Annotated in this window: 21 protein-coding genes; 9 read left to right on the forward strand and 12 right to left on the reverse strand. The window is 66.0% G+C overall.

Going from position 1 to position 19581, the window contains the following annotated elements:
- Positions 1 to 100 precede the first annotated feature (100 nt).
- Both dapF and hflX read left to right on the forward strand, forming a co-directional pair.
- On the forward strand, positions 101 to 973 hold the full coding sequence (gene dapF, locus G6N27_RS01115; RefSeq protein WP_163781163.1) for a diaminopimelate epimerase: 873 nt from the start codon (positions 101 to 103) through the stop codon (positions 971 to 973).
- Positions 974 to 1019: 46 nt separating this feature from the next.
- On the forward strand, positions 1020 to 2435 hold the full coding sequence (hflX, locus tag G6N27_RS01120; RefSeq protein ID WP_163781166.1) for a GTPase HflX: 1416 nt from the start codon (positions 1020 to 1022) through the stop codon (positions 2433 to 2435).
- Between the two features lie 59 nt (positions 2436 to 2494).
- Here hflX and G6N27_RS01125 read toward each other — a convergent pair whose 3' ends face one another.
- The 3 genes from G6N27_RS01125 to G6N27_RS01135 form a co-directional block, all read right to left on the reverse strand.
- Positions 2495 to 3271, reverse strand: coding sequence for a hypothetical protein (locus G6N27_RS01125; RefSeq protein ID WP_163774550.1), 777 nt, complete (start codon positions 3269 to 3271; stop codon positions 2495 to 2497).
- 180 nt (positions 3272 to 3451) lie between these two features.
- A complete protein-coding gene (locus G6N27_RS01130; RefSeq protein WP_163774552.1) occupies positions 3452 to 3763 on the reverse strand; it encodes a hypothetical protein in 312 nt (103 codons plus the stop codon).
- A 139-nt stretch (positions 3764 to 3902) separates the two neighbouring features.
- Entirely contained in the window at positions 3903 to 4409 is a 507-nt protein-coding gene (locus G6N27_RS01135; protein ID WP_163774554.1) for a hypothetical protein, read from the reverse strand.
- Between the two features lie 97 nt (positions 4410 to 4506).
- Between G6N27_RS01135 and G6N27_RS01140 the strand changes: the two genes are divergently transcribed.
- Positions 4507 to 5667: an acyl-CoA dehydrogenase family protein gene (locus G6N27_RS01140; RefSeq protein WP_163774555.1), complete on the forward strand. Its 1161-nt coding sequence runs from the start codon at positions 4507 to 4509 to the stop codon at positions 5665 to 5667.
- On the opposite strand, the gene G6N27_RS01145 is transcribed toward G6N27_RS01140, so the two are convergent.
- Positions 5610 to 5882 carry a hypothetical protein gene (locus tag G6N27_RS01145; protein ID WP_163774557.1) on the reverse strand — a complete coding sequence of 91 codons (273 nt, stop codon included), beginning with the start codon at positions 5880 to 5882 and terminating at the stop codon, positions 5610 to 5612. The genes G6N27_RS01140 and G6N27_RS01145 overlap by 58 nt on opposite strands.
- Before the next feature lie 255 nt (positions 5883 to 6137).
- Here G6N27_RS01145 and G6N27_RS01150 point away from each other — a divergent pair, with 255 nt between their 5' ends.
- Positions 6138 to 8114, forward strand: coding sequence for an LGFP repeat-containing protein (locus G6N27_RS01150; protein WP_163774559.1), 1977 nt, complete (start codon positions 6138 to 6140; stop codon positions 8112 to 8114).
- Positions 8115 to 8128: 14 nt separating this feature from the next.
- Here G6N27_RS01150 and lexA read toward each other — a convergent pair whose 3' ends face one another.
- Positions 8129 to 8827, reverse strand: coding sequence for a transcriptional repressor LexA (gene lexA / locus G6N27_RS01155; protein WP_163774561.1), 699 nt, complete (start codon positions 8825 to 8827; stop codon positions 8129 to 8131).
- A gap of 233 nt (positions 8828 to 9060) precedes the next feature.
- On the opposite strand from lexA, the gene G6N27_RS01160 reads away from it, so the two are divergent.
- The 3 genes from G6N27_RS01160 (at position 9061) to G6N27_RS01170 (ending at position 10641) form a co-directional block, all read left to right on the forward strand.
- Positions 9061 to 9543 (forward strand): LysM peptidoglycan-binding domain-containing protein, encoded by a 483-nt coding sequence (locus G6N27_RS01160; protein WP_163774563.1) that lies wholly within the window; start codon positions 9061 to 9063, stop codon positions 9541 to 9543.
- A gap of 100 nt (positions 9544 to 9643) precedes the next feature.
- Positions 9644 to 10108, forward strand: coding sequence for a transcriptional regulator NrdR (gene nrdR, locus G6N27_RS01165; RefSeq protein WP_163774565.1), 465 nt, complete (start codon positions 9644 to 9646; stop codon positions 10106 to 10108).
- Positions 10109 to 10155: 47 nt separating this feature from the next.
- Positions 10156 to 10641: a peroxynitrite isomerase gene (locus G6N27_RS01170; protein WP_163774567.1), complete on the forward strand. Its 486-nt coding sequence runs from the start codon at positions 10156 to 10158 to the stop codon at positions 10639 to 10641.
- An 82-nt stretch (positions 10642 to 10723) separates the two neighbouring features.
- On the opposite strand, the gene G6N27_RS01175 is transcribed toward G6N27_RS01170, so the two are convergent.
- From G6N27_RS01175 to G6N27_RS01185, 3 genes are read right to left on the reverse strand one after another with little or no spacing between them, the layout of a single operon-like run.
- Complete coding sequence (locus tag G6N27_RS01175; RefSeq protein WP_163774569.1) at positions 10724 to 11410, reverse strand: PhzF family phenazine biosynthesis protein; 687 nt, start codon at positions 11408 to 11410, stop codon at positions 10724 to 10726.
- A gap of 35 nt (positions 11411 to 11445) precedes the next feature.
- Positions 11446 to 12468 (reverse strand): alpha/beta fold hydrolase, encoded by a 1023-nt coding sequence (locus tag G6N27_RS01180; RefSeq protein ID WP_163774571.1) that lies wholly within the window; start codon positions 12466 to 12468, stop codon positions 11446 to 11448.
- 38 nt (positions 12469 to 12506) lie between these two features.
- A complete protein-coding gene (locus G6N27_RS01185) occupies positions 12507 to 13469 on the reverse strand; it encodes a proteasome assembly chaperone family protein (protein WP_163774573.1) in 963 nt (320 codons plus the stop codon).
- 197 nt (positions 13470 to 13666) lie between these two features.
- Here G6N27_RS01185 and G6N27_RS01190 point away from each other — a divergent pair, with 197 nt between their 5' ends.
- Complete coding sequence (locus tag G6N27_RS01190) at positions 13667 to 14443, forward strand: trypsin-like serine peptidase (protein WP_163774575.1); 777 nt, start codon at positions 13667 to 13669, stop codon at positions 14441 to 14443.
- Here G6N27_RS01190 and sthA read toward each other — a convergent pair.
- On the reverse strand, positions 14440 to 15855 hold the full coding sequence (sthA, locus tag G6N27_RS01195; protein ID WP_276044593.1) for a Si-specific NAD(P)(+) transhydrogenase: 1416 nt from the start codon (positions 15853 to 15855) through the stop codon (positions 14440 to 14442). The two genes, G6N27_RS01190 and sthA, sit on opposite strands and share 4 nt — an antisense overlap.
- A 163-nt stretch (positions 15856 to 16018) precedes the next feature.
- Here sthA and G6N27_RS01200 point away from each other — a divergent pair, with 163 nt between their 5' ends.
- The gene (locus tag G6N27_RS01200) at positions 16019 to 17077 is read left to right on the forward strand and encodes a DUF4192 domain-containing protein (RefSeq protein WP_163781170.1); all 1059 of its coding nucleotides are present in this window, start codon (positions 16019 to 16021) and stop codon (positions 17075 to 17077) included.
- A 168-nt stretch (positions 17078 to 17245) separates the two neighbouring features.
- Here G6N27_RS01200 and G6N27_RS01205 read toward each other — a convergent pair whose 3' ends face one another.
- From G6N27_RS01205 to G6N27_RS01215, 3 genes are all read right to left on the reverse strand, one after another.
- Entirely contained in the window at positions 17246 to 17938 is a 693-nt protein-coding gene (locus G6N27_RS01205; RefSeq protein WP_163774577.1) for a metal-dependent transcriptional regulator, read from the reverse strand.
- 124 nt (positions 17939 to 18062) lie between these two features.
- Positions 18063 to 19022 carry a sigma-70 family RNA polymerase sigma factor SigB gene (gene sigB / locus G6N27_RS01210; RefSeq protein ID WP_163774579.1) on the reverse strand — a complete coding sequence of 320 codons (960 nt, stop codon included), beginning with the start codon at positions 19020 to 19022 and terminating at the stop codon, positions 18063 to 18065.
- A gap of 146 nt (positions 19023 to 19168) precedes the next feature.
- A complete protein-coding gene (locus tag G6N27_RS01215) occupies positions 19169 to 19573 on the reverse strand; it encodes a DUF3099 domain-containing protein (RefSeq protein ID WP_163774581.1) in 405 nt (134 codons plus the stop codon).
- Positions 19574 to 19581: the final 8 nt, after the last annotated feature.

A 19581-nucleotide genomic window follows, 5' to 3' on the forward strand; every position in this document is an offset into this window, starting at 1 on the left:
GAGGGCGGTCGGAAGACGCTGTCGGCACGTATCCTGAACGGGTGATTCGCGCCGGTGACCTGGACTCCGCCGTGTCGGCGTGCGGGGGAGAGCGGCGCTGATGATCTTCGCCAAAGGCCATGGCACCCAGAACGACTTTGTCGTGCTGGGTGATTCGGATGCCGCGCTGACACTGACGCCCACAGCGGTGGCAGCTTTGTGCGACCGGCGCCGCGGGCTGGGCGCCGACGGAATCTTGCGGGTCACCACGGCGGGGGCAGCGCTGGCCGCAGGCGTGTTCGACCGGGTACCGGACGGTGTGAGCGTCGAAGACTGGTACATGGACTACCGCAACGCCGACGGGTCGATCGCGCAGATGTGCGGCAACGGCGTGCGGGTGTTCGCGCACTACCTGCGGGCCAGCGGGCTGGAAACCCGCGACGAGTTCGTCGTGGGCTCATTGGCCGGTCCCCGGCCCGTCGTGGTGCACGGCGCCGACGCGACCCACGCCGACGTCAGCGTCGACATGGGCAAAATCAACTTGCTGGGACCCGGGCGGGCTGTCGTCGGCGGCCGCGCGTTCGACGGGTTGGCGGTCGACGTCGGTAACCCGCATCTGGCCTGTGTCGACCCGGCGCTGACGGTCGAGGCATTGGCGGCGCTGGACGTCGCGGCGCCGGTGAGCTTCGACCACACACAGTTTCCGGACGGCGTGAACGTCGAAGTGCTCACCGCCCCGGCCGACGGCGCCGTGAGTATGCGAGTGCACGAGCGGGGAGTGGGCGAAACCCGTTCCTGCGGAACGGGAACCGTCGCCGCAGCCGCCGCTGCGCTGTCGTATGTCGGCGCGACCGGCGGCACTTTGACGGTGCGGGTACCCGGTGGCGACGTTGTCGTCACCATCACCGAAGCGACCAGCTATCTGCGCGGACCGTCGGTAATGGTGGCCCGCGGCGAACTCAACGACCAATGGTGGCAGGAGGCGTCACGTTAAATCGGATGCATATCGGCGTCCCGGCGTGCACCATTTGTAGTTGCCTATGACATATCCGGACACTCCTGAACAGAACATCCCCAGCACGGGCGACCTCGCCCTCGACGATCGCGCTGCGCTGCGTCGCGTCGCGGGGTTGTCCACCGAACTCGCCGACGTCTCCGAGGTGGAGTACCGCCAGCTGCGCCTCGAGCGGGTGGTACTGGTCGGCGTGTGGACCGACGGCAGCGCCGCCGATGCCGACGCCAGCCTCGCCGAATTGGCCGCGCTCGCCGAGACCGCGGGATCCGAGGTGCTCGAAGGCATGGTCCAGCGGCGCAGCAAGCCCGACCCCTCGACCTACATCGGGTCGGGCAAGGCGGCTGAACTGCGTGACGTGGTGACAGCCACCGGCGCCGACACGGTGATCTGCGACGGCGAGTTGTCGCCGGCGCAGCTCAACGCGTTGGAGAAAGCGGTCAAGGTGAAAGTCATTGACCGCACCGCGCTGATCCTGGACATCTTCGCCCAGCACGCCACCAGCCGGGAGGGCAAGGCGCAGGTGTCGCTGGCGCAGATGGAATACATGCTGCCCAGGTTGCGCGGCTGGGGTGAGTCGATGTCCCGGCAGGCCGGTGGCCGTGCCGGTGGCAGCGGCGGCGGTGTGGGTCTGCGCGGTCCCGGTGAAACCAAGATCGAGACCGACCGGCGGCGCATCCGTGAGCGAATGTCCAAGCTGCGCCGCGACATCAAGGAGATGAAACAGGTTCGCGACACCCAACGCAGTCGCCGGGTACGCAGCGACGTGCCGTCGATTGCGATCGTCGGTTACACCAACGCCGGCAAGTCCAGCCTGTTGAATGCGTTGACCGGAGCCGGGGTGCTGGTACAGGACGCGCTGTTCGCGACGCTGGAACCCACTACTCGCCGTGGACAATTCGACGACGGGCGACCATTTGTGGTCAGCGACACCGTCGGTTTCGTGCGGCACCTGCCGACTCAGCTGGTCGAGGCGTTTCGTTCGACGCTGGAGGAGGTTGTCGACGCCGACCTGCTGGTGCACGTTGTCGACGGCTCCAACGTCAACCCGCTGGCTCAGATCAGCGCGGTACGCCAGGTGATCTCCGAAGTCTTCGCCGACTACGACAGTGGGCCGGCGCCGGAGCTGATCGTGGTCAACAAGACCGACGCGGCAAGCGGTTTGGGTCTGGCCAAGCTGCGCCGTGCGCTGCCCGGTGCAGTGTTCGTCTCGGCCCGTACCGGCGACGGCGTCGACGCGCTGCGTCGCAGAATGGCCGAGTTGGCAGCACCGACTGACACCGCCGTCGACATCGTGATCCCTTACGACCGTGGCGATCTGGTGTCGCGTGTGCATGCCGACGGGCGGGTCCAGGAGACCGAGCACAGCAGCGCCGGGACCCGCATCAAGGCGCGGGTGCCGGTGGCGCTGGCCGCCAGCTTGCGCCAATTCTCGGTGACCTGAACGGCTGCAGACGGCAGAAGGCGCCGGAGCCCCCACTCCGGCGCCTTCTACGCTTCCTGTTAGAGCAGACCGCCCAAGCCGCCTAGCAGACCGCCCAGACCGCCGAGGCTGCCGATGTCGCTCAGCAGGGTCGAGATATCAGTGCTGAGGTTACTCAGATCGCTGAAGCTGCTGCTCAAGTCGGTCAGAAGGGTGGTCAAGCCTCCGAGCGCGCCGGTGTCGCCGGCCAACGAAGCCAGGTATCCCTCCAAATCGGTGGCCGCGAGGCTGAAGTCCGCGTTACCGATCAATCCCAGGTCGGTGTCAAAGCTCGGTGTACCCAAGGCAGCCGTGAGATCGCCGAGTGTGACGCCGGCGCCGGCGGGAATTCCTGGCCCTGCGTTACCGACGAAGTCCGCCAAAATTGCCGTCTGGGACGCGGTCTCGGTGACCCCGAGGAGTTGGTTCACTTTGTCTTCGGTGATAAGTGCGTCGATGAACAACGCCTCGAAAGCTCGGCTTTCGGCCCCGTTGAAGTCACCGCTGTAGATAGGGTTCGCGGTCCCGACGTCCAGCAGGGCGCCCGCCTGGGTCGCGCCCAGCGCCGTGGCCAAGTCGTTGTACAACGTGGCTTCCGCGCCGGTCGGCCCCAGGACGTCGTTGAACAAAGCGGTGTTGAGGGTGCTCTCGTCGAGAAGCAGCGTCGCGTCCGTCACATCCACCAGTGCGACGTCGTGGTGCTCGACGGGCACGCCCTGTTGGGCCTGCGGCATTCCGACGTGCGAGAGCGTGCCAAAGAGGCCTGCTGCCGCGACCGCCCCTGCGGCCAGGGCTGTTCGTTTTGTTGCAGCGTTCATGATTTCCTTTTTCCGAAACCGATGTGGACTGTCGGCGAAATGACCTTCGAAGCCATTCTGAAAGACACAATGCGGCCGCAGGCGTTGTTGAACTTTCGGCAGCGAGGTTTGATTCGTCATGGCTCCGTCTTCTCCGGGCGACACTTCTCAGGTGGCATTAAGGTAGCTTTCGAGCTCCTCTCAGGGAACGGATTGGCTGGAAAACCTCAATTTTTTTAAAGTGAATATTTGCTGCAAAATTACCCGATTCCGCAGCGTGGCGAACCGGCAGTCGGTCGCAGGAGTCGATAAGAATCTGCGTTTGATATCAGAAATACGGGAGGCGCCGGAGCCTCCCGCTCTGGCGCCTTCCGCATTCTCGCCGTAGCAGACTGCCTTCTCCCGCAGACCGCCGGTCAGGTTACCCAGGATGGCGCGCAGGTCACGGCCAAGCCCGCTCAGGCTGCCGAGGCCCAAGGCCGCCGAGGTCCCGTCCTTCCCCACATAGGACACCTGAAACTTTCTCAGGTGGACTTAAGCTGTCGCTTAAGGTTTGTGCGAGTCCAGGGAATTACTCACAAAGTCTTGAATTTCCTCGCCACTAAATTGCGTCGGATTTGCGTTCGAATATCGCTTAGTTCGATCCGTCGGACTATGCGAAGAGTTCACAGACGTCTTCGGCGGGTGCTGCCAACAGTCGTTGCGCCAGGTGCGCTTTGATCTGATCGAAGTCGCTCTCCTCGGCTTGAGAGCGCTCTGCTCTGCCGGCCAGATCGATGAACTCGGCGGTGACGAATCCTGGGCGCAGCAGCAGTGTCGCCGTCCGGCCGCTGACCACTACCTGAAAGACGAAGCTTTGCAAGAGCCGTCCGCGGTCGGGGCGGGCGAGGGCGGGATCGACGGTGTAACGACCGTCGGTCACCGCCCGGGTGACGGATTCGAACCCGTCGCGAGCTCCCGATTCGACCAGGGCGGTGCGAATGACGACCGATCGCCGCTGTGGCGGATGGTTGGGCGTGAGCGCCGCGAACGCCCGTTGCATCACCTTCAACGCGAGGGCCACGCCGGCCGGCGAATAGGGCCCGGCGTAGCACAGCATGTCGGTATAGGAGAACTCGAGCAGCTGTCCGAGTTCCTGCACCAGAATCGTCGCGTCCATCCGGTGACTCTAGGCGCGGATGCGATACCCGAGCCGCCCAACCATCCGGTTGGTATATCTTGGGCCTCACAGTTCCCAACCCGCCGGAGGTCAATCCATGGGTAGCGCCGTCAAGTACCAGCGCACGCTGTTCGAGCCTGAGCACGAGTTGTTCCGCGAGTCGTACCGGTCGTTCCTGGAACGCCATGTCGCGCCGTACCACGACGAGTGGGAGAAGGCGAAGATCGTCGACCGCGGCGTCTGGCTGGAGGCGGGGAAGCAGGGGTTCCTGGGGATGTCGATCCCCGAGGAGTACGGCGGCGGCGGCAATTCGGACTTCCGTTACAACACGATCATCACCGAGGAGACGACCTACGGCCGTTACAGCGGCATCGGGTTCGGCCTGCACAACGACATCGTCGCGCCCTATCTGCTCAGCCTTGCCAACGAGGAGCAGAAGCAACGCTGGCTACCCAAGTTCTGCACCGGTGAGTTGATCACCGCGATCGCGATGACCGAACCGGGCACCGGCAGCGACTTGCAAGGCATCAAGACTCACGCCGTCAAACAGGGCGACCACTACGTGCTCAATGGATCCAAGACGTTCATCACCAACGGGATCAACTCCGATCTGGTGATCGTGGTAGCTCAGACGGATCCCGACAAAGGCGCACAAGGCTTTTCGCTGTTGGCCGTCGAACGCGGGATGGAAGGCTTCGAGCGCGGACGCCACCTGGACAAGATCGGCCTCGATGCGCAGGACACCGCTGAACTGTCATTCACTGACGTCGAGGTGCCCGCCGAGAACCTGCTCGGCGAAGAGGGCAAGGGTTTCATCTACCTGATGCAGAACTTGCCGCAGGAACGCATCTCCATCGCGATCATGGCCGCCGCTGCCATGGAGGAGGTGCTGGAGCAGACGCTGCAATACACCAAGGAGCGCAAGGCTTTTGGGAAGCCGATCGGCAGTTTCCAGAACAGCCGATTCGTGCTTGCCGAGCTGGCCACCGAGGCCACGGTGGTGCGGATCATGGTGGATGAGTTCATCGCCCTGCACCTCGAGGAAAAGCTCACCGTGGAACAGGCCGCAATGGCCAAGTGGTACGCCACCGAAAAGCAGGTGCACTTGATCGACCGCTGCCTGCAGCTGCACGGCGGCTATGGCTATATGCGCGAATACCCCGTTGCCCGTGCGTATCTCGATGCTCGCGTGCAGACGATCTACGGCGGCACCACCGAGATCATGAAGGAGATCATCGGTCGCAGCCTCGGCGTATAGCCGCGGGCCCGCACGGTGGACAGACCGCAGGCGCTGTCGATGACGGGAATGCCGTTGGCGCGCAACTCGCGTGGCAGAGCTTGACGAGAACACGTCGTCGAAACACGGCGCCGAAGCATGCCGTCGCTGATGCGGCACACGCTGACCGGGTAGCCGAGCGCCCACAGCCCGCGATCACAGCAAGAGCGGGACCAGATCGGTCCTGGGGCGCCCATGGTCGCTCCTTTACGCCGGGCCTCGTTGACGCACGCCGTCGTCGCCGATTTCCGGGCGTCGTGGAGCAAAATCGCACGTGCATAATGCGACACCAGCGCGACGGTGGAGATCATTTCGACGTTAATGGGTATCTGCTTCCGTAGTGTCTCCGTATGACTTGCTAGGTGTGGTCGGCCGCAACGGAGTTGTGGCGGCCCGCCGGACCGTCGAAACTTGGCCCCAGGCTTTGGACTGGACGGCCGCCAGGAGGGTGGATGACAGGGCAGCACTTGCGGTCGGGCCGCGTCATGCGTGGTCTGGTGGCATTGGCGGCGGGCCTGGCCTGCATAACGCTGATGGCGCCCGTCGCCACGGCATCCCCGCTCGGCGAGGCCGACGATGCGATCACCGCGGCGTGGAAGGAAGCCGGCGGCGACACATCGGATCTCGGCCCCAAGCAGGGCGAGACGTACGTCGCCGGTGGAGGCTTCGCCCATGACTTCGTGCACGGCAAGATGTTCTTCACGCCGGCCACCGGGCCCAGGTCGATGATGGGCGCCATCCTGGACAAATACGAGTCACTGGGCGGCCCCGCAGCCAGCGATCTGGGATTTCCCACGATGAACGAAGCACGTGGGCTGGCGGGGCCCGACAGTCGGGTCAGCACCTTTTCGGCCAGCGACAAACCCCTCATCTACTGGACAGCCGACCACGGCGCGTTCGTCGTGCGCGGAGCGATCAACGCGGCATGGGACAAACTGGGTAGCTCGGGCGGCGCACTTGGTGTGCCGATCGGCGACGAAACCTACGACGGTCAACTCGCAACCCAGGCATTCAGCGCCGGCAAAATCTCCTGGAATCGGCTGACGAAGGCATTCACCACCGTGCCGCCGAACTTGGCGGGCCAGCTCACAGGCTTACAGGTGCCCGTCGATCCGACTGCTGAGATCAACATGGCCTGGCGTGCGGCGGGTGGTGCAGCCGGGCCGCTGGGCGCCAAACAAGGCGACCAATCACCGGTCGGCACAGGTGGGTTGGCCCAGAACTTCAACGGCGGCAAGGTCTTCTTCAGCCCTGCCACCGGCGCGAACGCCGTCGAAACCGACATCCTGACCAAGTACGAAGCGGCCGGCGGCCCAGCCGGCAACCTCGGCTTCCCGATCGCGAACGAGGCCGACGGCGGTCTCAAACCGTCCAGCCGGGTCAGCGAGTTCTCCGCCAACGACAAACCAGTGATCTTCTGGACCCCCGAGCACGGCGCGTTCGTCGTCCGCGGGGCGATCAACGCCGCATGGGACAAGCTTCTCGGTGCGTCCGGCAAATTGGGTGCGCCGATTGGGGACCAGAGCGTCGACAAAGACGACATCACGCAGAGATTCACCGGTGGCCAGATCACCTGGAACTCGAAGACAAACACCTTCACCACCCAACCGGCGAACCTGGCGTCGGCGTTGTCCGGCCTGCAGATACCGGGCCAGAAGACGGCGGCCGGCCCGGCGTCCAAGGGCGGGGTCCACGCGTCGGCGTGGCATTGGTGGTGGCTGCTCGCGGGCATCGCGGCGCTGCTGCTGATCGCTCTGGTCGTGCCGTCGGCGCGGTCGTGGCGTCGGCGGCGTGCTGCCAAGAGGGTTGGCAAGCGGGGCGGCGCCGATTCTCGCGACGAGCCCGCCACCGAATCCGTCGCGCAGTGGTCGCCGGAAGCCGACCGGGATTTGGCTACCTCGAGCCTGAACGACGACCATCGGCCGCCGCGGCCGCGGACCGTGCGGCTACCCAGCCAGCCGGTCAGCGCGTGGATGCCGCCGGACCGTACCGACCTGATCGACGAGCCGCCCGACGAAGAAGTCGAGAGTCCCGAGGAGTTTTCTGACTTCGCCGAGGTCGACGAGGACGTTGACGACCACTTCGACGAGAGCTTCGACGAGGATCCCGATGACGTCGACACCGACCCGACCGGGTTTCCGGCGCAGAGCGAGGTCCGCGGCGGCCGGCATGCGGCTTCCGACGGCAGCGACGACGATTCCGCGGTCACCACGGCCGTGCCGACAGCGCGAATCCCGACCGGACAGTTGGCAATTCATCTTCCGATGGACGACCCGTACCAGGTGCCGGAGGGATATCCGGTCAAGGCGAACGCCAGCTCAGGCCTGTACTACATGCCAGACAGCGTCCTGTATGAGGAGACGATGGCCGAAATCTGGTTCGCCAGCGAGGACATCGCGCAGGCCAACGGGTTTCACAAGGCCGGGTAGGTGTTCGGCGCGGGTCAGACCTTGCGGATGACCGTGACGACTTTGCCTAGTACGGCGGCGTCGTTACCGGGAATGGGGTCGAAAGCCGGGTTGTGGGGCATCAACCACACCTGGCCGCCGGTCCGTTTGAACGTCTTCACGGTCGCCTCGCCGTCGATCATCGCCGCCACGATGTCGCCGTTGTCGGCCACGTTCTGCTGACGTACCACCACCCAGTCACCGTCGCAGATCGCGGCGTCGACCATGGATTCACCGACCACCTTGAGCAGGAACAACGCGCCTTCGCCGACGAGTTCGCGGGGTAGCGGGAAGACATCTTCGACGGCTTCCTCGGCAAGGATCGGTCCACCGGCGGCAATACGTCCCAGCACCGGGACGAAGGCGGGCTCCGGCAACGCGTCTGATCCGGCGACGTCGGTGAGCACCGGAGGCCTCGAGCCGTCGTCGGACGCGCGGACATCCACTGCGCGCGGGCGGTTCGGGTCACGGCGGAGGTAGCCCTTGCGCTCCAATGTGCGCAGTTGGTGCGCCACCGAGGAGGTCGACGTCAGGCCGACGGCATCGCCGATCTCCCGAATGCTGGGCGGGTATCCGCGGCTGGTCACCGAGGCGCGGATGACATCCAGGATGGTCCGCTGCCGTGGCGTCAGCACAGAATCCACAGCTGCAAGGGGGCGGTCAGAGGCGGCGTCCGAGGTATCGCTGTCGCTCATACGGACGAATATAGCTCTTTTTTGTGGTGAAGCAAACACTTGTTCGACGTGTTTCCTGGCCGCGTTTCGGTCAGATCGGCTGTAAAGCGGGAGAGGGCAAAACGAAAGTTGTCGGTGCTCCCTCGTATCGTCTCCGGCATGTGCAACAGTTCGATCACATGTTCGGTATTCGAACACATTATCGATTACTCTTCGAACAAGTGATCGACCACGAGCCGACTGGAGGAATGCACATGATGCCCATCGAGACGATCTCGCCCACATCGCCGGCCCGCGTTCGGCCCGCCTGGGTGGGTCCATCCGGTCGCCAGGGGCGGCCCGGTTCCCGTGGACCGCAGCCGTCGCGGCCGGTCGCCCCGCGGCCCCGCTATCGTGGCACCGGGGTGCTGATGTCGACGGCCTCGCACCGGCCGCGCCCGATCACCCCGGCGACCACAGTCGCATTATCCCTGGTGGCGGCCGCGATCACGGTGTGGCTCGGTCTGGTCGCGCACTTCGGCGGCATGCTGCACGCCGGACCTGAGCAGGCGGCGCGCCAGATGCCCGATCGGCTCGCTGTGGTGCGGGTCGAGCCAGGGGAGACGTTGCAGCACTTGGCCGCCCGTGTCGCGCCGGACGCCCCGACCAGTCAGGTTGCCGCCCGCATCCGTGAGCTGAACGATCTCGACTCGGTGGCGGTTGCCGCGGGTCAGACGCTCATCGCACCGGTCGGCTGACGGCGTCACCGTGCGAGCGGTGCTAGGCCGGCGACCTGGTGCGCGGGTAGGCTCTTGGGGATCTGGGACACCCCGAAGTCTGCGCGGCGAAGGAGCGGCCATGCACTGCCCGTTCTGCCGTAATCCGGATTCGCGAGTCGTCGACTCCCGTGAGACCGATGAGGGTCAGGCCATTCGACGTCGCAGGTCGTGCCCGGAGTGCGGGCGGCGTTTCACCACCGTGGAAACCGCGGTGCTGGCCGTGGTCAAGCGCAGCGGGGTGACCGAACCGTTCAGTCGCGAGAAGGTGATTAGCGGCGTGCGGCGAGCATGCCAGGGCCGCCAGGTCGACGACGATGCGCTGAACCTGTTGGCCCAGCAGGTGGAGGACACCGTGCGCGCCGGCGGGTCACCGGAGATCCCCAGCAACGAAGTCGGGCTCGCGATACTCGGCCCGCTGCGCGAACTCGACGAAGTGGCTTATCTGCGATTCGCGTCGGTGTACCGATCCTTCGAATCCGCAGACGATTTCGAGCGCGAGATCACCGCGCTGCGTGCCCACCGCAAGGTGCCCGCGTCCGGCTGACGTCCGGCGCGCACAGCGCGTAGCACGCGTCGGTTTAGGCTGTCGAAATGCCGCTCGAGCTCCATCCACATCTTCGCGCGCTGGCGCCGCTGCTCGGCGCCTGGCAGGGCCGCGGGACCGGTGAATATCCGACGATCGAGCCCTTCGAGTACCTCGAAGAAGTCGTGTTTTCCCACGTGGGCAAGCCGTTTCTGGTCTATGGCCAAAAAACCAAGGACGCAGCTGACGGCGCATCGCTGCATGCCGAGACCGGCTATCTACGTGTCCCACGACCCGGTCAGGTCGAACTCGTACTCGCCCATCCGAGCGGCATCACCGAGATCGAGGTGGGCAGCTACACGGCAGAGGGCGCGACGGTCGAACTGGAGATGACTGCCACGCAGATCGGCACGACGCCGACCGCCAAAGACGTGACCGCGCTGGGCCGGCGCTTCCGGCTCGACGGCGACACGTTGTCCTACTCGCTGGAGATGGGCGCGGTCGGCCAGCCGACCCAACACCATATTTCGGCGGTCTTGCATCGCAGAGACTGACTCGCTCACCGCCTGACGATCTGAGGTGATGGAGCTCGGCGTACACCGCTGACCCGGGTGGCTCAGCGCGACGCGATTTGAGCTAGCCGACCTGTCGCACGCCGTCGTTGACGACCCGACCGGCCACTTGAACCCACCCCTGCGGGCTCCACGTGGTTTCGATGACCGAGCCCTTTCCTTGGGTGATGGACAGGTCGCGACTGAGATAATCGGTGATCCGTACCGCGGCAGATCCGGTCGCTTCGTCCTCAGGCACACCCAGATTCGCGGCGAACATCCTCGATCTCAGCGCACCCGCGGACTCGTCGATCCACGCCCACAGATAGTGCGCCACGTCGTCGGGGAAGTCGGACGGGTCGGCGGCCGCGAGATCCTCGAGCGACTCGACGTCGTGGATCGCGTACTCCGGCGACCACTCTGAGCGTGCGCTGATGGACGTGAGGTCGTTGTCGTAGCTCACCTGCACCACGCCGGCCGGGACCTGCAGGGTGCGGATCGGTGTGCCGAGTTCCCGCAGCCACCACGACGCTCCGACCGTCGGGTGCCCGGCGAATGGCAGCTCGGTCAGCGGGGTGTAGATCCGGGCGTGCGCGCTGGCCGAACCCGGCGCCGGCATATCGATGAAAACTGTTTCGCTGTAGCCCAATTGGGTAGCCAGGCGCTGTCGCTGATCCGCCTCGACCGTGGCGCCGTCAACCGCACCGAGCGGGTTGCCGAAGTTGCCCGCCGAATCTGTGAAAACGCGTAACACCGTGACGTCGATGCTCATGAAATCGACTGTACGACGTCACCACGACGTGTCGGTCAGGTGGCGCTGCGTTCGTCTGCGCCCATCGCGCTCAGCACGGCGACGCGAGTGTCCACCGGACCCGAGATGGTCTGCGAGCCACCGCCGTTACGCAGCAGCTCCCGTAGCGCAAGCTGATCGTATTCGGAGGGCTCAGTGGTGTCGATGAAGCGCTCGACAACCTCGATGAACCTGTCGGGGTCGTCGTGAAAGGGGAAGTGCCCGGAGTTCTCGAAGATCTCCAAGCGGGAGCCCGGCATCGCCGCGTGTGCCATGCGGGCGTGGCTGACAGGGACGACGACATCCTCTGCGCCCCAGATGATCTGCACGGGAACGGACTGCGTCAGATAACATCGGTCCAGCATCGTCACGCTCTGGCCACGCCAGTCCACCACAGCGCGCAGCGTCCGGGTGAACGCGGAGGAGGCCATCGGTTCGGGCAGATCGGCCAAGATCCGCAACACATCCGGCAAGTCGCGGCCCACCGCGGTAGAGCCCAGCACCAGCCCGGCGGCGCGCCCGAAGATCTGCAACGCGGGCAGCACCAACGGCAGTCGAAGCAATGCCAGCGCCTCGCTGCCCATCGGCAACGACGCCAGTCGCAATGCGACGTTCACGTCCTTGGTCACCCCGCCGGCTCCGACGAGAACCAAACGCTCGACCAATTGCGGGAATTGGTAGGCGAATTGCATTGCGACGCCGCCGCCCAGCGAGTGGCCGATCACGGTGGCGCGTTCGATGTCGAGCACCGAAAGTAGATCGCGCATTCCGTTGGCGTAGGCCGCGATTGAATAGTCAGCGCGTGGTTTGTCCGATTGTCCATGGCCCAGCAGATCGACGGCGATGACGGTGAACCGTTGCGCCAGTTTGGATTGCACAGCCGTCCAGGTCGTCGAATTGTCGCCGATCCCGTGGATCAGCAAGATCACCGGACCGGACCCGGCGATGCGAAAGGCGCGCCGGTACCCGTGGATGGTGCGGAATTGCAGGGACGGCGAAACTTCCCGCACTGAGCGAAGATTGGGCTTCCGCTCGCTCATATCCGCCAACTTCGCTGTCAGGCGCCGGGTCGGGACGCTCAGGTCGGATCGTCGTCGTCGAACTTCTTCTCCGCTTGCTGCGCAAGAAAACGCTCGAACTCAGCGCCGAGTTCGTCGCCGCTGGGTAGATCTTCATCCCGCGTCAGCAGTGACCGATTCTCCTGAGCGGCAATGAAGGCATCGTACTGGCGCTCCAGCGCGGCCACCACTTGAGCGACTTCGGCGCTCGCCTCGACCTGCTCGTCGATCTTGACCTTGATCTCGGCCGCCGCCTCGGTAAGGGCGTTCAGCGGCAGCTGCAGCGAGCCGGTCTTGCCCAACTGCTCGATGAGTGCTTGCGCCGCGGCCGGGTAGTCGGTCTGCGCCAGATAGTGCGGGACGTGCACGGTGAAGCCGACGACCTCGTGCCCGTGCTGGGCCATCCGGTACTCCAGCAGGTTCGACGCGCTACCGGGGACCTGGACCTCAGAGATCCACGGCGTGAAGTCGGCGATCAGCTCGCGGTTGTTGGAGTGGGCGGTCATCGTCACCGGCCGAGTGTGCGGGACCGCCATCGGGATGGTGCCCAGGCCGATGGTCTGCCGGACACCGAGCCGCTCGGCGAGCAACCGCACCGCGGTGATGAACCGCTCCCACTTGAGGTCCGGCTCCATTCCGGCCAGCAGCAGGAACGGCGTACCGACGCTGTCATGCAAGGCGTACAGGCTCAGCTCCGGGTCGTCGTAGTGGGTGAAGTGGTCGGTCTTGAACGTCATCAGCGGCCGCCGCGACCGGTAGTCGAGTAATTCGTCGATGGCAAAGGAGGCCACCAACTCGGTGTCCAGGCTGTCTTTCAGGTGGTGGGAGGCCAGCCGGATCGCGTGGCCGGCGTCGGAAAAGCCTTCCAGGGCGTGGACCAGGACGGGGCCGCGGCCATCGGAGGACGACAACTGCGGCGCCGGGAACTCGAGCTCGTACATGGCGTTCTGGTCGGGAATGTCAGGCGTCTGGTCGTGGCTCATTGATGTTGCCTCCTCAGCCACGGCGCGGTCTGCCGCACCGTGTCAGATAGTGTCCCTCAGATCGGTGAGCAGCGGATACCGGACCCCGCTCCGCGCTGCGCCCAATAGTCTCAAAAACGCGGGCCGCCCTGGCCGCATTCCTCGGGGTACCCGTTTCGCGCGGCCCGCCCCGACTCGATCGGGCATGATCGTTGACGATGCGAATTCTGGCGGCAGCCGCGGCCCTGACCATGCTCTCGGCCGGCTGCGGACATCAGGCCCAATCGGCACCTGAGACCGGACGCGACGTCGCCCACACCGTCAACCACGTCATCGCAGCGCCCGTCGATCCGGATCCGCGGGTGGGTGCGCTCTTCCTGTCCGGCAGCGAGCTGCATGCCTGCACCGGCTCGGTGCTGCATTCCGCGGCGGGCGATCTGGTGCTGACCGCCGCGCACTGCCTGAGCGCCGGTGGCTCGGTGACGTTCGTGCCCGGTTTCGCCCGTACCGCCGCACCCGACGCGGTGTGGACCGTGGACGCGGTGTACCTGGATCCACGCTGGGTGGCCAACCGAGATCCGTTGGCCGACTTCGCGATTGCGCGGGTGGGCCGTCCCGCCGGCGGATCGATCGAGGCGGTGGTCGGCTCAGCGCTGTCGGTGGGTGGCGCGCCGGCGCGAGGCGCCCGGGTCAGCGTGATCGCCTACCCCGCCGGTGTCGGCGGCTTGCCCGTCGGATGTCGGGTCGCGACCGAAGTCAGCGCGGGCGGCTTCCCCGAGCTGCCATGCGCGGGCCTGGCCGACGGAACCAGCGGCGCACCGTGGATCAGCGGCTCGACGGTCACCGGGGTGATCGGCGGCTTGCACGGCGGCGGCTGCGCGGAGAACCTGTCGTACTCGTCGCCGTTCGACCAGCACGTCAACCAGCTCCTCGCACGTGCTGAAGCGGGCGGACCGGCTGACGCGCCGCCGCGCACCTACGACGACGAGTGTTAGCTGTCGAACTGACTGAGCGCGCGCACCTTGTTCATCACGTCCAGCGCGGCGACTTTATAAGCCTCGGAGAACGTCGGGTAGTTGAACACCGCGTCGACCAGATACTCGACCGTGCCCTCACAGCCCATCACGGCCTGGCCGATGTGCACCATCTCGGTGGCGTTGCTGCCGAAGATGTGCACGCCCAGCAGCTTGAGGTCGTCGGTGGAGACCAGCAGCTTGAGCATCCCGTAGGAGTCGCCGGCGATCTGGCCGCGGGCCAGCTCGCGGTAGCGCGACACCCCGACCTCGTAGGGCACGGACTGCTTGGTCAGCTCCACCTCGGTGGCGCCGACGTAGGAGATCTCCGGGATCGAGTAGATGCCGATCGGCTGCAGCGCGGTCAGCCCGTGCACCGGCTCACCGAACGCGTGGCAGGCCGCGACCCGGCCCTGATCCATCGACGTCGACGCCAGGGCGGGGAAGCCGATCACATCGCCGACGGCATAGATGTGGTCGACCTTGGTCTGGAACGCCTCGTCGACGAAGATGCGGCCGCGTGCGTCGGCCTCCAGACCGGCTTTCTCCAGGTCGAGGTTCTCGGTCTGACCCTGCCGGCCCGCGGAGTACATCACCGTCTCGGCGGCGATCTTCTTGCCGCTGGCCAGGCTGGTGACGGTGCCCGCCGACCCGACTTGCACGCCGGTCACCTCTTCGCCGAAGCGGAACGTGACCGCCAGATCGCGTAAGTGGAAGCGCAGCGCCTCGATGATCTCGGGATCGCAGAAGTCCAGCATGTCCTGCCGCTTCTCGACGATGGTCACCTTGCTGCCCAGTGCGGCGAACATCGATGCGTACTCGACGCCGATCACGCCCGCACCGACCACCACCATCGACGCCGGGATCGTCTTGAGGTCGAGGATCCCGTCGGAGTCCAGCACCCGCTGCTCGTCGAATTCCACCCCCTGCGGGCGGGCGGGTTTGGTGCCGGTCGCGATGACGATGTTCTCGCCGCTGACCGTGGTGCGTTCGCCGCGGGTGCGGTCCTCGACGAGCAGCGTGTGTTCGTCCTTGAATCGCCCCTCGCCCGGGATCAGGTCGATCCGGTTGCGCATCAATTGGTTGCGCACCACGTCGGCCTGCTTGCCGATGACGTGCTGGGTTCGTGACAGCAGGTCGGCGGGGGTGATTTTGTCCTTCACGCGGTAGCTGGCGCCGTAGAGCTCACGCTGGTTCATGCCGGTCAGGTAGACGACGGCCTCGCGCAGCGTCTTCGACGGGATCGTGCCGGTGTTGACGCAGACGCCGCCCAGCATCGGCCGCTGCTCGATGACGGCGACCGATTTGCCCAGTTTCGCCGCCGCGATCGCGGCCTTCTGGCCGCCCGGACCTGAGCCGATGACGACCATCTCGTATTCGAGTATCGAACCCATGGCTGACACTCTTACTCCGGCAGCGTTGCGGGTGTACGTCGAAAACGGCTACATGCGCGTGAACAATGCGGACCCGTCCACAGCCGCGCCCCGATGCACAACCGCGGGCCGCAAAGGCTGCGACGTCGGCGCGTTGACGGTGCCGATTGCCAGCGTCGGTGCCATGACCAAACAACGACATGACTTTGAACTCAACCGCCCCGGCGCGGTGATCGCCGCACTGCCGGCCGTGCTGGGCTTCGTGCCGGAGAAATCGTTGGTCTTGTTGTCCATCGACGATGGCGAACTGGGGGCGGTGATGCGGGTGGATCTGTCCGACGCGTTGGCCGACCAGATCGGTCATCTCGCGGAGGTGGCCGCCTGCGCCGGCCCCGAAGCGGCGATCGCGGTGATCGTCGACGCCGACGGTGCGGGTTGTCCGACGTGCAACGACGAGTACCGCGACCTGAGTTCAACGCTCACTGACGAGTTGGCGTGCCACGACATCGAGTTGTGGGCGGTCCATGTGGTGGACCGGGTGGCAGTCGGCGGCCGGTGGCACTGCGTGGACGGCTGCGGTGCGGGCGGTGTCGTCGACGACCCCGGATCGTCACCGCTGGCGGTGGCCGCGGTGCTCGACGGCCGACGGCTCTACGCGCGGCGCGCCGACCTGCAGGCGGTGGTCGCCACCGACGACCGGGCCGGCGACGCGTCGCTCGCCGATCTGATCGCCGAGCAGGCCGCGTCGCGCGCTCAGGCGCACCGCGCCGACCCGACGGCGTGCGTGCGGCGCGACCTCGAGGACGCGATGGCCGCGGCGGCGCGCGTTGGCGACGGACAGGAGCTCGCCGAGCCCGAGCTGGCTGGCCTGGCGTGCGCGCTGTCCGACGTCGAGGTGCGAGACACGTTGTACGCCTTGGCGGTCGGCCATAGCGCGGGCGACGCCGAGTCGTTGTGGGCGCTGTTGTCGCGCAGCCTGCCGGTGCCGTGGCGCGCCGAGGCCCTGGTGCTGCTCGCCTTCAGCGCCTACGCCCGCGGCGACGGACCGTTGGCGGGGGTGTCGCTGGAAGCCGCGCTGCGTTGCGATCCCGGTCACCGGATGGCCGGGATGCTGGACACCGCCTTGCAGTCGGGTCTGCGGCCCGAGCACATCCGCGAACTCGCGGTCACCGGATACCGGCTGGCCGATCGCCTTGGCGTGCGGCTGCCGCCGCGACGCTCGTTCGGCCGGCGTGCGGTCTGACGTCCGGCTGGATCGATGGCTCCGCTTCTCCTCGGGCCGTGCCGGCCCGCATCGTCGCGGCTGGATCGATGGCGCCGCTTCTCCTCGGGCCGTGCCGGCCCGCATCGTCGCGGCTGGATCGATGGCGCCGCTTCTCCTCGGGCCGTGCCGGCCCGCATCGTCGCGGCGCTAGACCTTCTCGACCTTGACGGCGTGCGCCATCTCGTGCGGCAGGCTCACGTTCTCGTGGCCGGGAATGACGATCGTCACGCCGCCGGATGGGATGGATTCGACAGCCACCCTGGCGTTGGGCACCACGCCAGCGTCCTTGAGCCGGGTGATCAGGTCGATGTCGCCCTGCACGTGTTCGGTCAGTTGACGCACCACGACAGCGACCGGCGGGCCCGCAGGCAACTCCGTCAGCCGCACCAGGTTGCCGTCCTCAGCACCGAACTCGTCACCGACACCCAGATCCAGCAGCCCGGGGATGGGGTTGCCGAACGGCGACGTCGTCGGGTTGTCGAGCACCTGCACCAGCCGGCGCTCGACGTCCTCGCTCATCACGTGCTCCCAGCGGCACGCCTCGGCGTGGACTTCCTCCCACGGCAACCCGATGACATCGACCAGCAACCGTTCGGCCAGCCGGTGCTTGCGCATCACGGAGACGGCCAGCGCGCGGCCCTTGTCGGTCAGCTCGAGATGGCGGTCACCCGCGACATGCAACAGCCCGTCGCGCTCCATGCGCGACACAGTCTGGCTGACCGTGGGCCCGCTCTGGTCAAGACGTTCGGCGATACGGGCACGCAGCGGGGTGACGCCCTCTTCCTCGAGGTCGTAAATGGTCCGCAGGTACATCTCGGTGGTATCAACCAGGTCGTTCATTCCGCACCCTCCATTGCCGCCGAGTCTACTTGCCCAGCTGCGCGAATGGTTCGCTAACACTCCAGCACAGCGGTATGCCCGCCGCAGCTGCGGCGGGCATACCGGTCGATGCTTGTACGGGGCGTCAGCTGGCGTACGAGCGCAGCCGGTCGGCCCGCTCGCCGTTGCGAAGCTTGGCCATCACCTCGCGCTCGATCTGGCGGACTCGCTCGCGGGACAGACCGAACAGCTTGCCGATCTGATCAAGCGTGCGGGGTTGGCCGTCGTCGAGTCCGAAGCGCAACCGGATCACCTGATGCTCGCGCTCGTCGAGTGTGGCGAGCACGCTACGGATGTCGGTGTGCAGCAGCTCCGCGATCACCGCGTTCTCCGCCGACATCGCCTCGGCGTCCTCGATGAAATCGCCCAGCGGTGCTTCCTCTTCGGAACCCACCGGCATATCCAGGCTCACCGGGTCGCGGCTGTGCTCGAGCAGATCGTTGATCTTCTCGACGGGGATGCCGGATTCGGCGGCGAGCTCCTCGTCGCTGGCCTCGCGGCCGAGAGTCTGGTGCAGCTCACGCTTGATCCGCGCCAGCTTGTTGACCTGCTCGACCAGGTGCACGGGCAGCCGGATCGTGCGGCTCTGGTCGGCCATGCCGCGGGTGATCGCCTGACGGATCCACCACGTGGCATAAGTGGAGAACTTGAATCCCTTTGCGTAGTCGAACTTTTCCATCGCGCGGATCAGCCCCAGGTTGCCTTCCTGGATGAGGTCCAGCAGCGGCATGCCGCGCCCCGTGTAGCGCTTCGCCAGGGACACGACCAACCGCAGGTTTGCCTCCAGCAGGTGCCGGCGTGCCGCTTGGCCGTCGCGGACGACCGCGGCCAGGTCGCGTTTGCGGTTCTCGCCGAGGCGCTTACGGGTGTCCAGCAGATGCTGGGCGTACAAGCCGGCCTCGATGCGCTTGGCGAGTTCGACCTCGTCAGCCGCGGTGAGCAATGCCGTCTTACCGATTCCATTCAGGTACACGCGCACCAGGTCCGCAGCGGGGCTTTGAGAATCCAGGTCGCTATCGACCCGGATTGTGTTGGCTTTTGCCATGGCGGCCTCCTCAGGGCGTGATCTGTCATCGGGTACAACGACCAACCCGGGGGAGTAGTTCCCGCTGTATTGCGTTCTCACACCCCTTGACGTGCGCGAATGTCCCGACGCCCTGAGAATGTGCTGAGAACCCGGTGCGGCACCAGTTATTCGGAACCGTCGGCTGTCGGGATGGGCGATTCCGGTTGCGGCGCCGGGCGACTGCGACGCTCCAGCGCCGGCCGTTCAGCGGTGGGAAACAGCGGAGTCCGCCGTTCGACGACGTCGAATCGCCGCGGTTCGTCGGCACGCCGGGGCGGACGATCGTTGGCGATCAGCACCGCAATCCAGGGCAGCGGGATCGACGCCGCAACGATCGCCAGCGAAATAAGACCGTTGTGCCACATGCCGTACGCCAGGGCGGCAAGAAGCAGTGCCGGAATCCGGAACGACATGATCGTCAGATACTTCCGCACGCGTTGGCGGTGTTGGACTTCGTAAGAGGGTGCGGCGGCGGTGATGAGGATCGGTCGACCATCGTCGTCGAAACCCAGCTCGTGGCTGCGCCTCATGTCTCCAC

Origin of the sequence: Mycobacterium cookii, assembly GCF_010727945.1 — a bacterium.
GTDB classification, from domain to species: domain Bacteria; phylum Actinomycetota; class Actinomycetes; order Mycobacteriales; family Mycobacteriaceae; genus Mycobacterium; species Mycobacterium cookii.

Excerpts from the sequence above, each read along its gene's own strand:
- dapF (WP_163781163.1), top strand. The coding sequence starts at position 101 with ATGATCTTCGCCAAAGGCCATGGCACCCAGAACGACTTTGTCGTGCTG.
- hflX (WP_163781166.1), top strand. The coding sequence starts at position 1,020 with ATGACATATCCGGACACTCCTGAACAGAACATCCCCAGCACGGGCGAC.
- G6N27_RS01125 (WP_163774550.1), bottom strand. The coding sequence starts at position 3,271 with ATGAACGCTGCAACAAAACGAACAGCCCTGGCCGCAGGGGCGGTCGCG.
- G6N27_RS01135 (WP_163774554.1), bottom strand. The coding sequence starts at position 4,409 with ATGGACGCGACGATTCTGGTGCAGGAACTCGGACAGCTGCTCGAGTTC.
- G6N27_RS01140 (WP_163774555.1), top strand. The coding sequence starts at position 4,507 with ATGGGTAGCGCCGTCAAGTACCAGCGCACGCTGTTCGAGCCTGAGCAC.
- G6N27_RS01145 (WP_163774557.1), bottom strand. The coding sequence starts at position 5,882 with ATGGGCGCCCCAGGACCGATCTGGTCCCGCTCTTGCTGTGATCGCGGG.
- G6N27_RS01150 (WP_163774559.1), top strand. The coding sequence starts at position 6,138 with ATGACAGGGCAGCACTTGCGGTCGGGCCGCGTCATGCGTGGTCTGGTG.
- lexA (WP_163774561.1), bottom strand. The coding sequence starts at position 8,827 with ATGAGCGACAGCGATACCTCGGACGCCGCCTCTGACCGCCCCCTTGCA.
- G6N27_RS01160 (WP_163774563.1), top strand. The coding sequence starts at position 9,061 with ATGATGCCCATCGAGACGATCTCGCCCACATCGCCGGCCCGCGTTCGG.
- nrdR (WP_163774565.1), top strand. The coding sequence starts at position 9,644 with ATGCACTGCCCGTTCTGCCGTAATCCGGATTCGCGAGTCGTCGACTCC.
- G6N27_RS01170 (WP_163774567.1), top strand. The coding sequence starts at position 10,156 with ATGCCGCTCGAGCTCCATCCACATCTTCGCGCGCTGGCGCCGCTGCTC.
- G6N27_RS01175 (WP_163774569.1), bottom strand. The coding sequence starts at position 11,410 with ATGAGCATCGACGTCACGGTGTTACGCGTTTTCACAGATTCGGCGGGC.
- G6N27_RS01180 (WP_163774571.1), bottom strand. The coding sequence starts at position 12,468 with ATGAGCGAGCGGAAGCCCAATCTTCGCTCAGTGCGGGAAGTTTCGCCG.
- G6N27_RS01185 (WP_163774573.1), bottom strand. The coding sequence starts at position 13,469 with ATGAGCCACGACCAGACGCCTGACATTCCCGACCAGAACGCCATGTAC.
- G6N27_RS01190 (WP_163774575.1), top strand. The coding sequence starts at position 13,667 with ATGCGAATTCTGGCGGCAGCCGCGGCCCTGACCATGCTCTCGGCCGGC.
- sthA (WP_276044593.1), bottom strand. The coding sequence starts at position 15,855 with ATGGGTTCGATACTCGAATACGAGATGGTCGTCATCGGCTCAGGTCCG.
- G6N27_RS01200 (WP_163781170.1), top strand. The coding sequence starts at position 16,019 with ATGACCAAACAACGACATGACTTTGAACTCAACCGCCCCGGCGCGGTG.
- G6N27_RS01205 (WP_163774577.1), bottom strand. The coding sequence starts at position 17,938 with ATGAACGACCTGGTTGATACCACCGAGATGTACCTGCGGACCATTTAC.
- sigB (WP_163774579.1), bottom strand. The coding sequence starts at position 19,022 with ATGGCAAAAGCCAACACAATCCGGGTCGATAGCGACCTGGATTCTCAA.
- G6N27_RS01215 (WP_163774581.1), bottom strand. The coding sequence starts at position 19,573 with ATGAGGCGCAGCCACGAGCTGGGTTTCGACGACGATGGTCGACCGATC.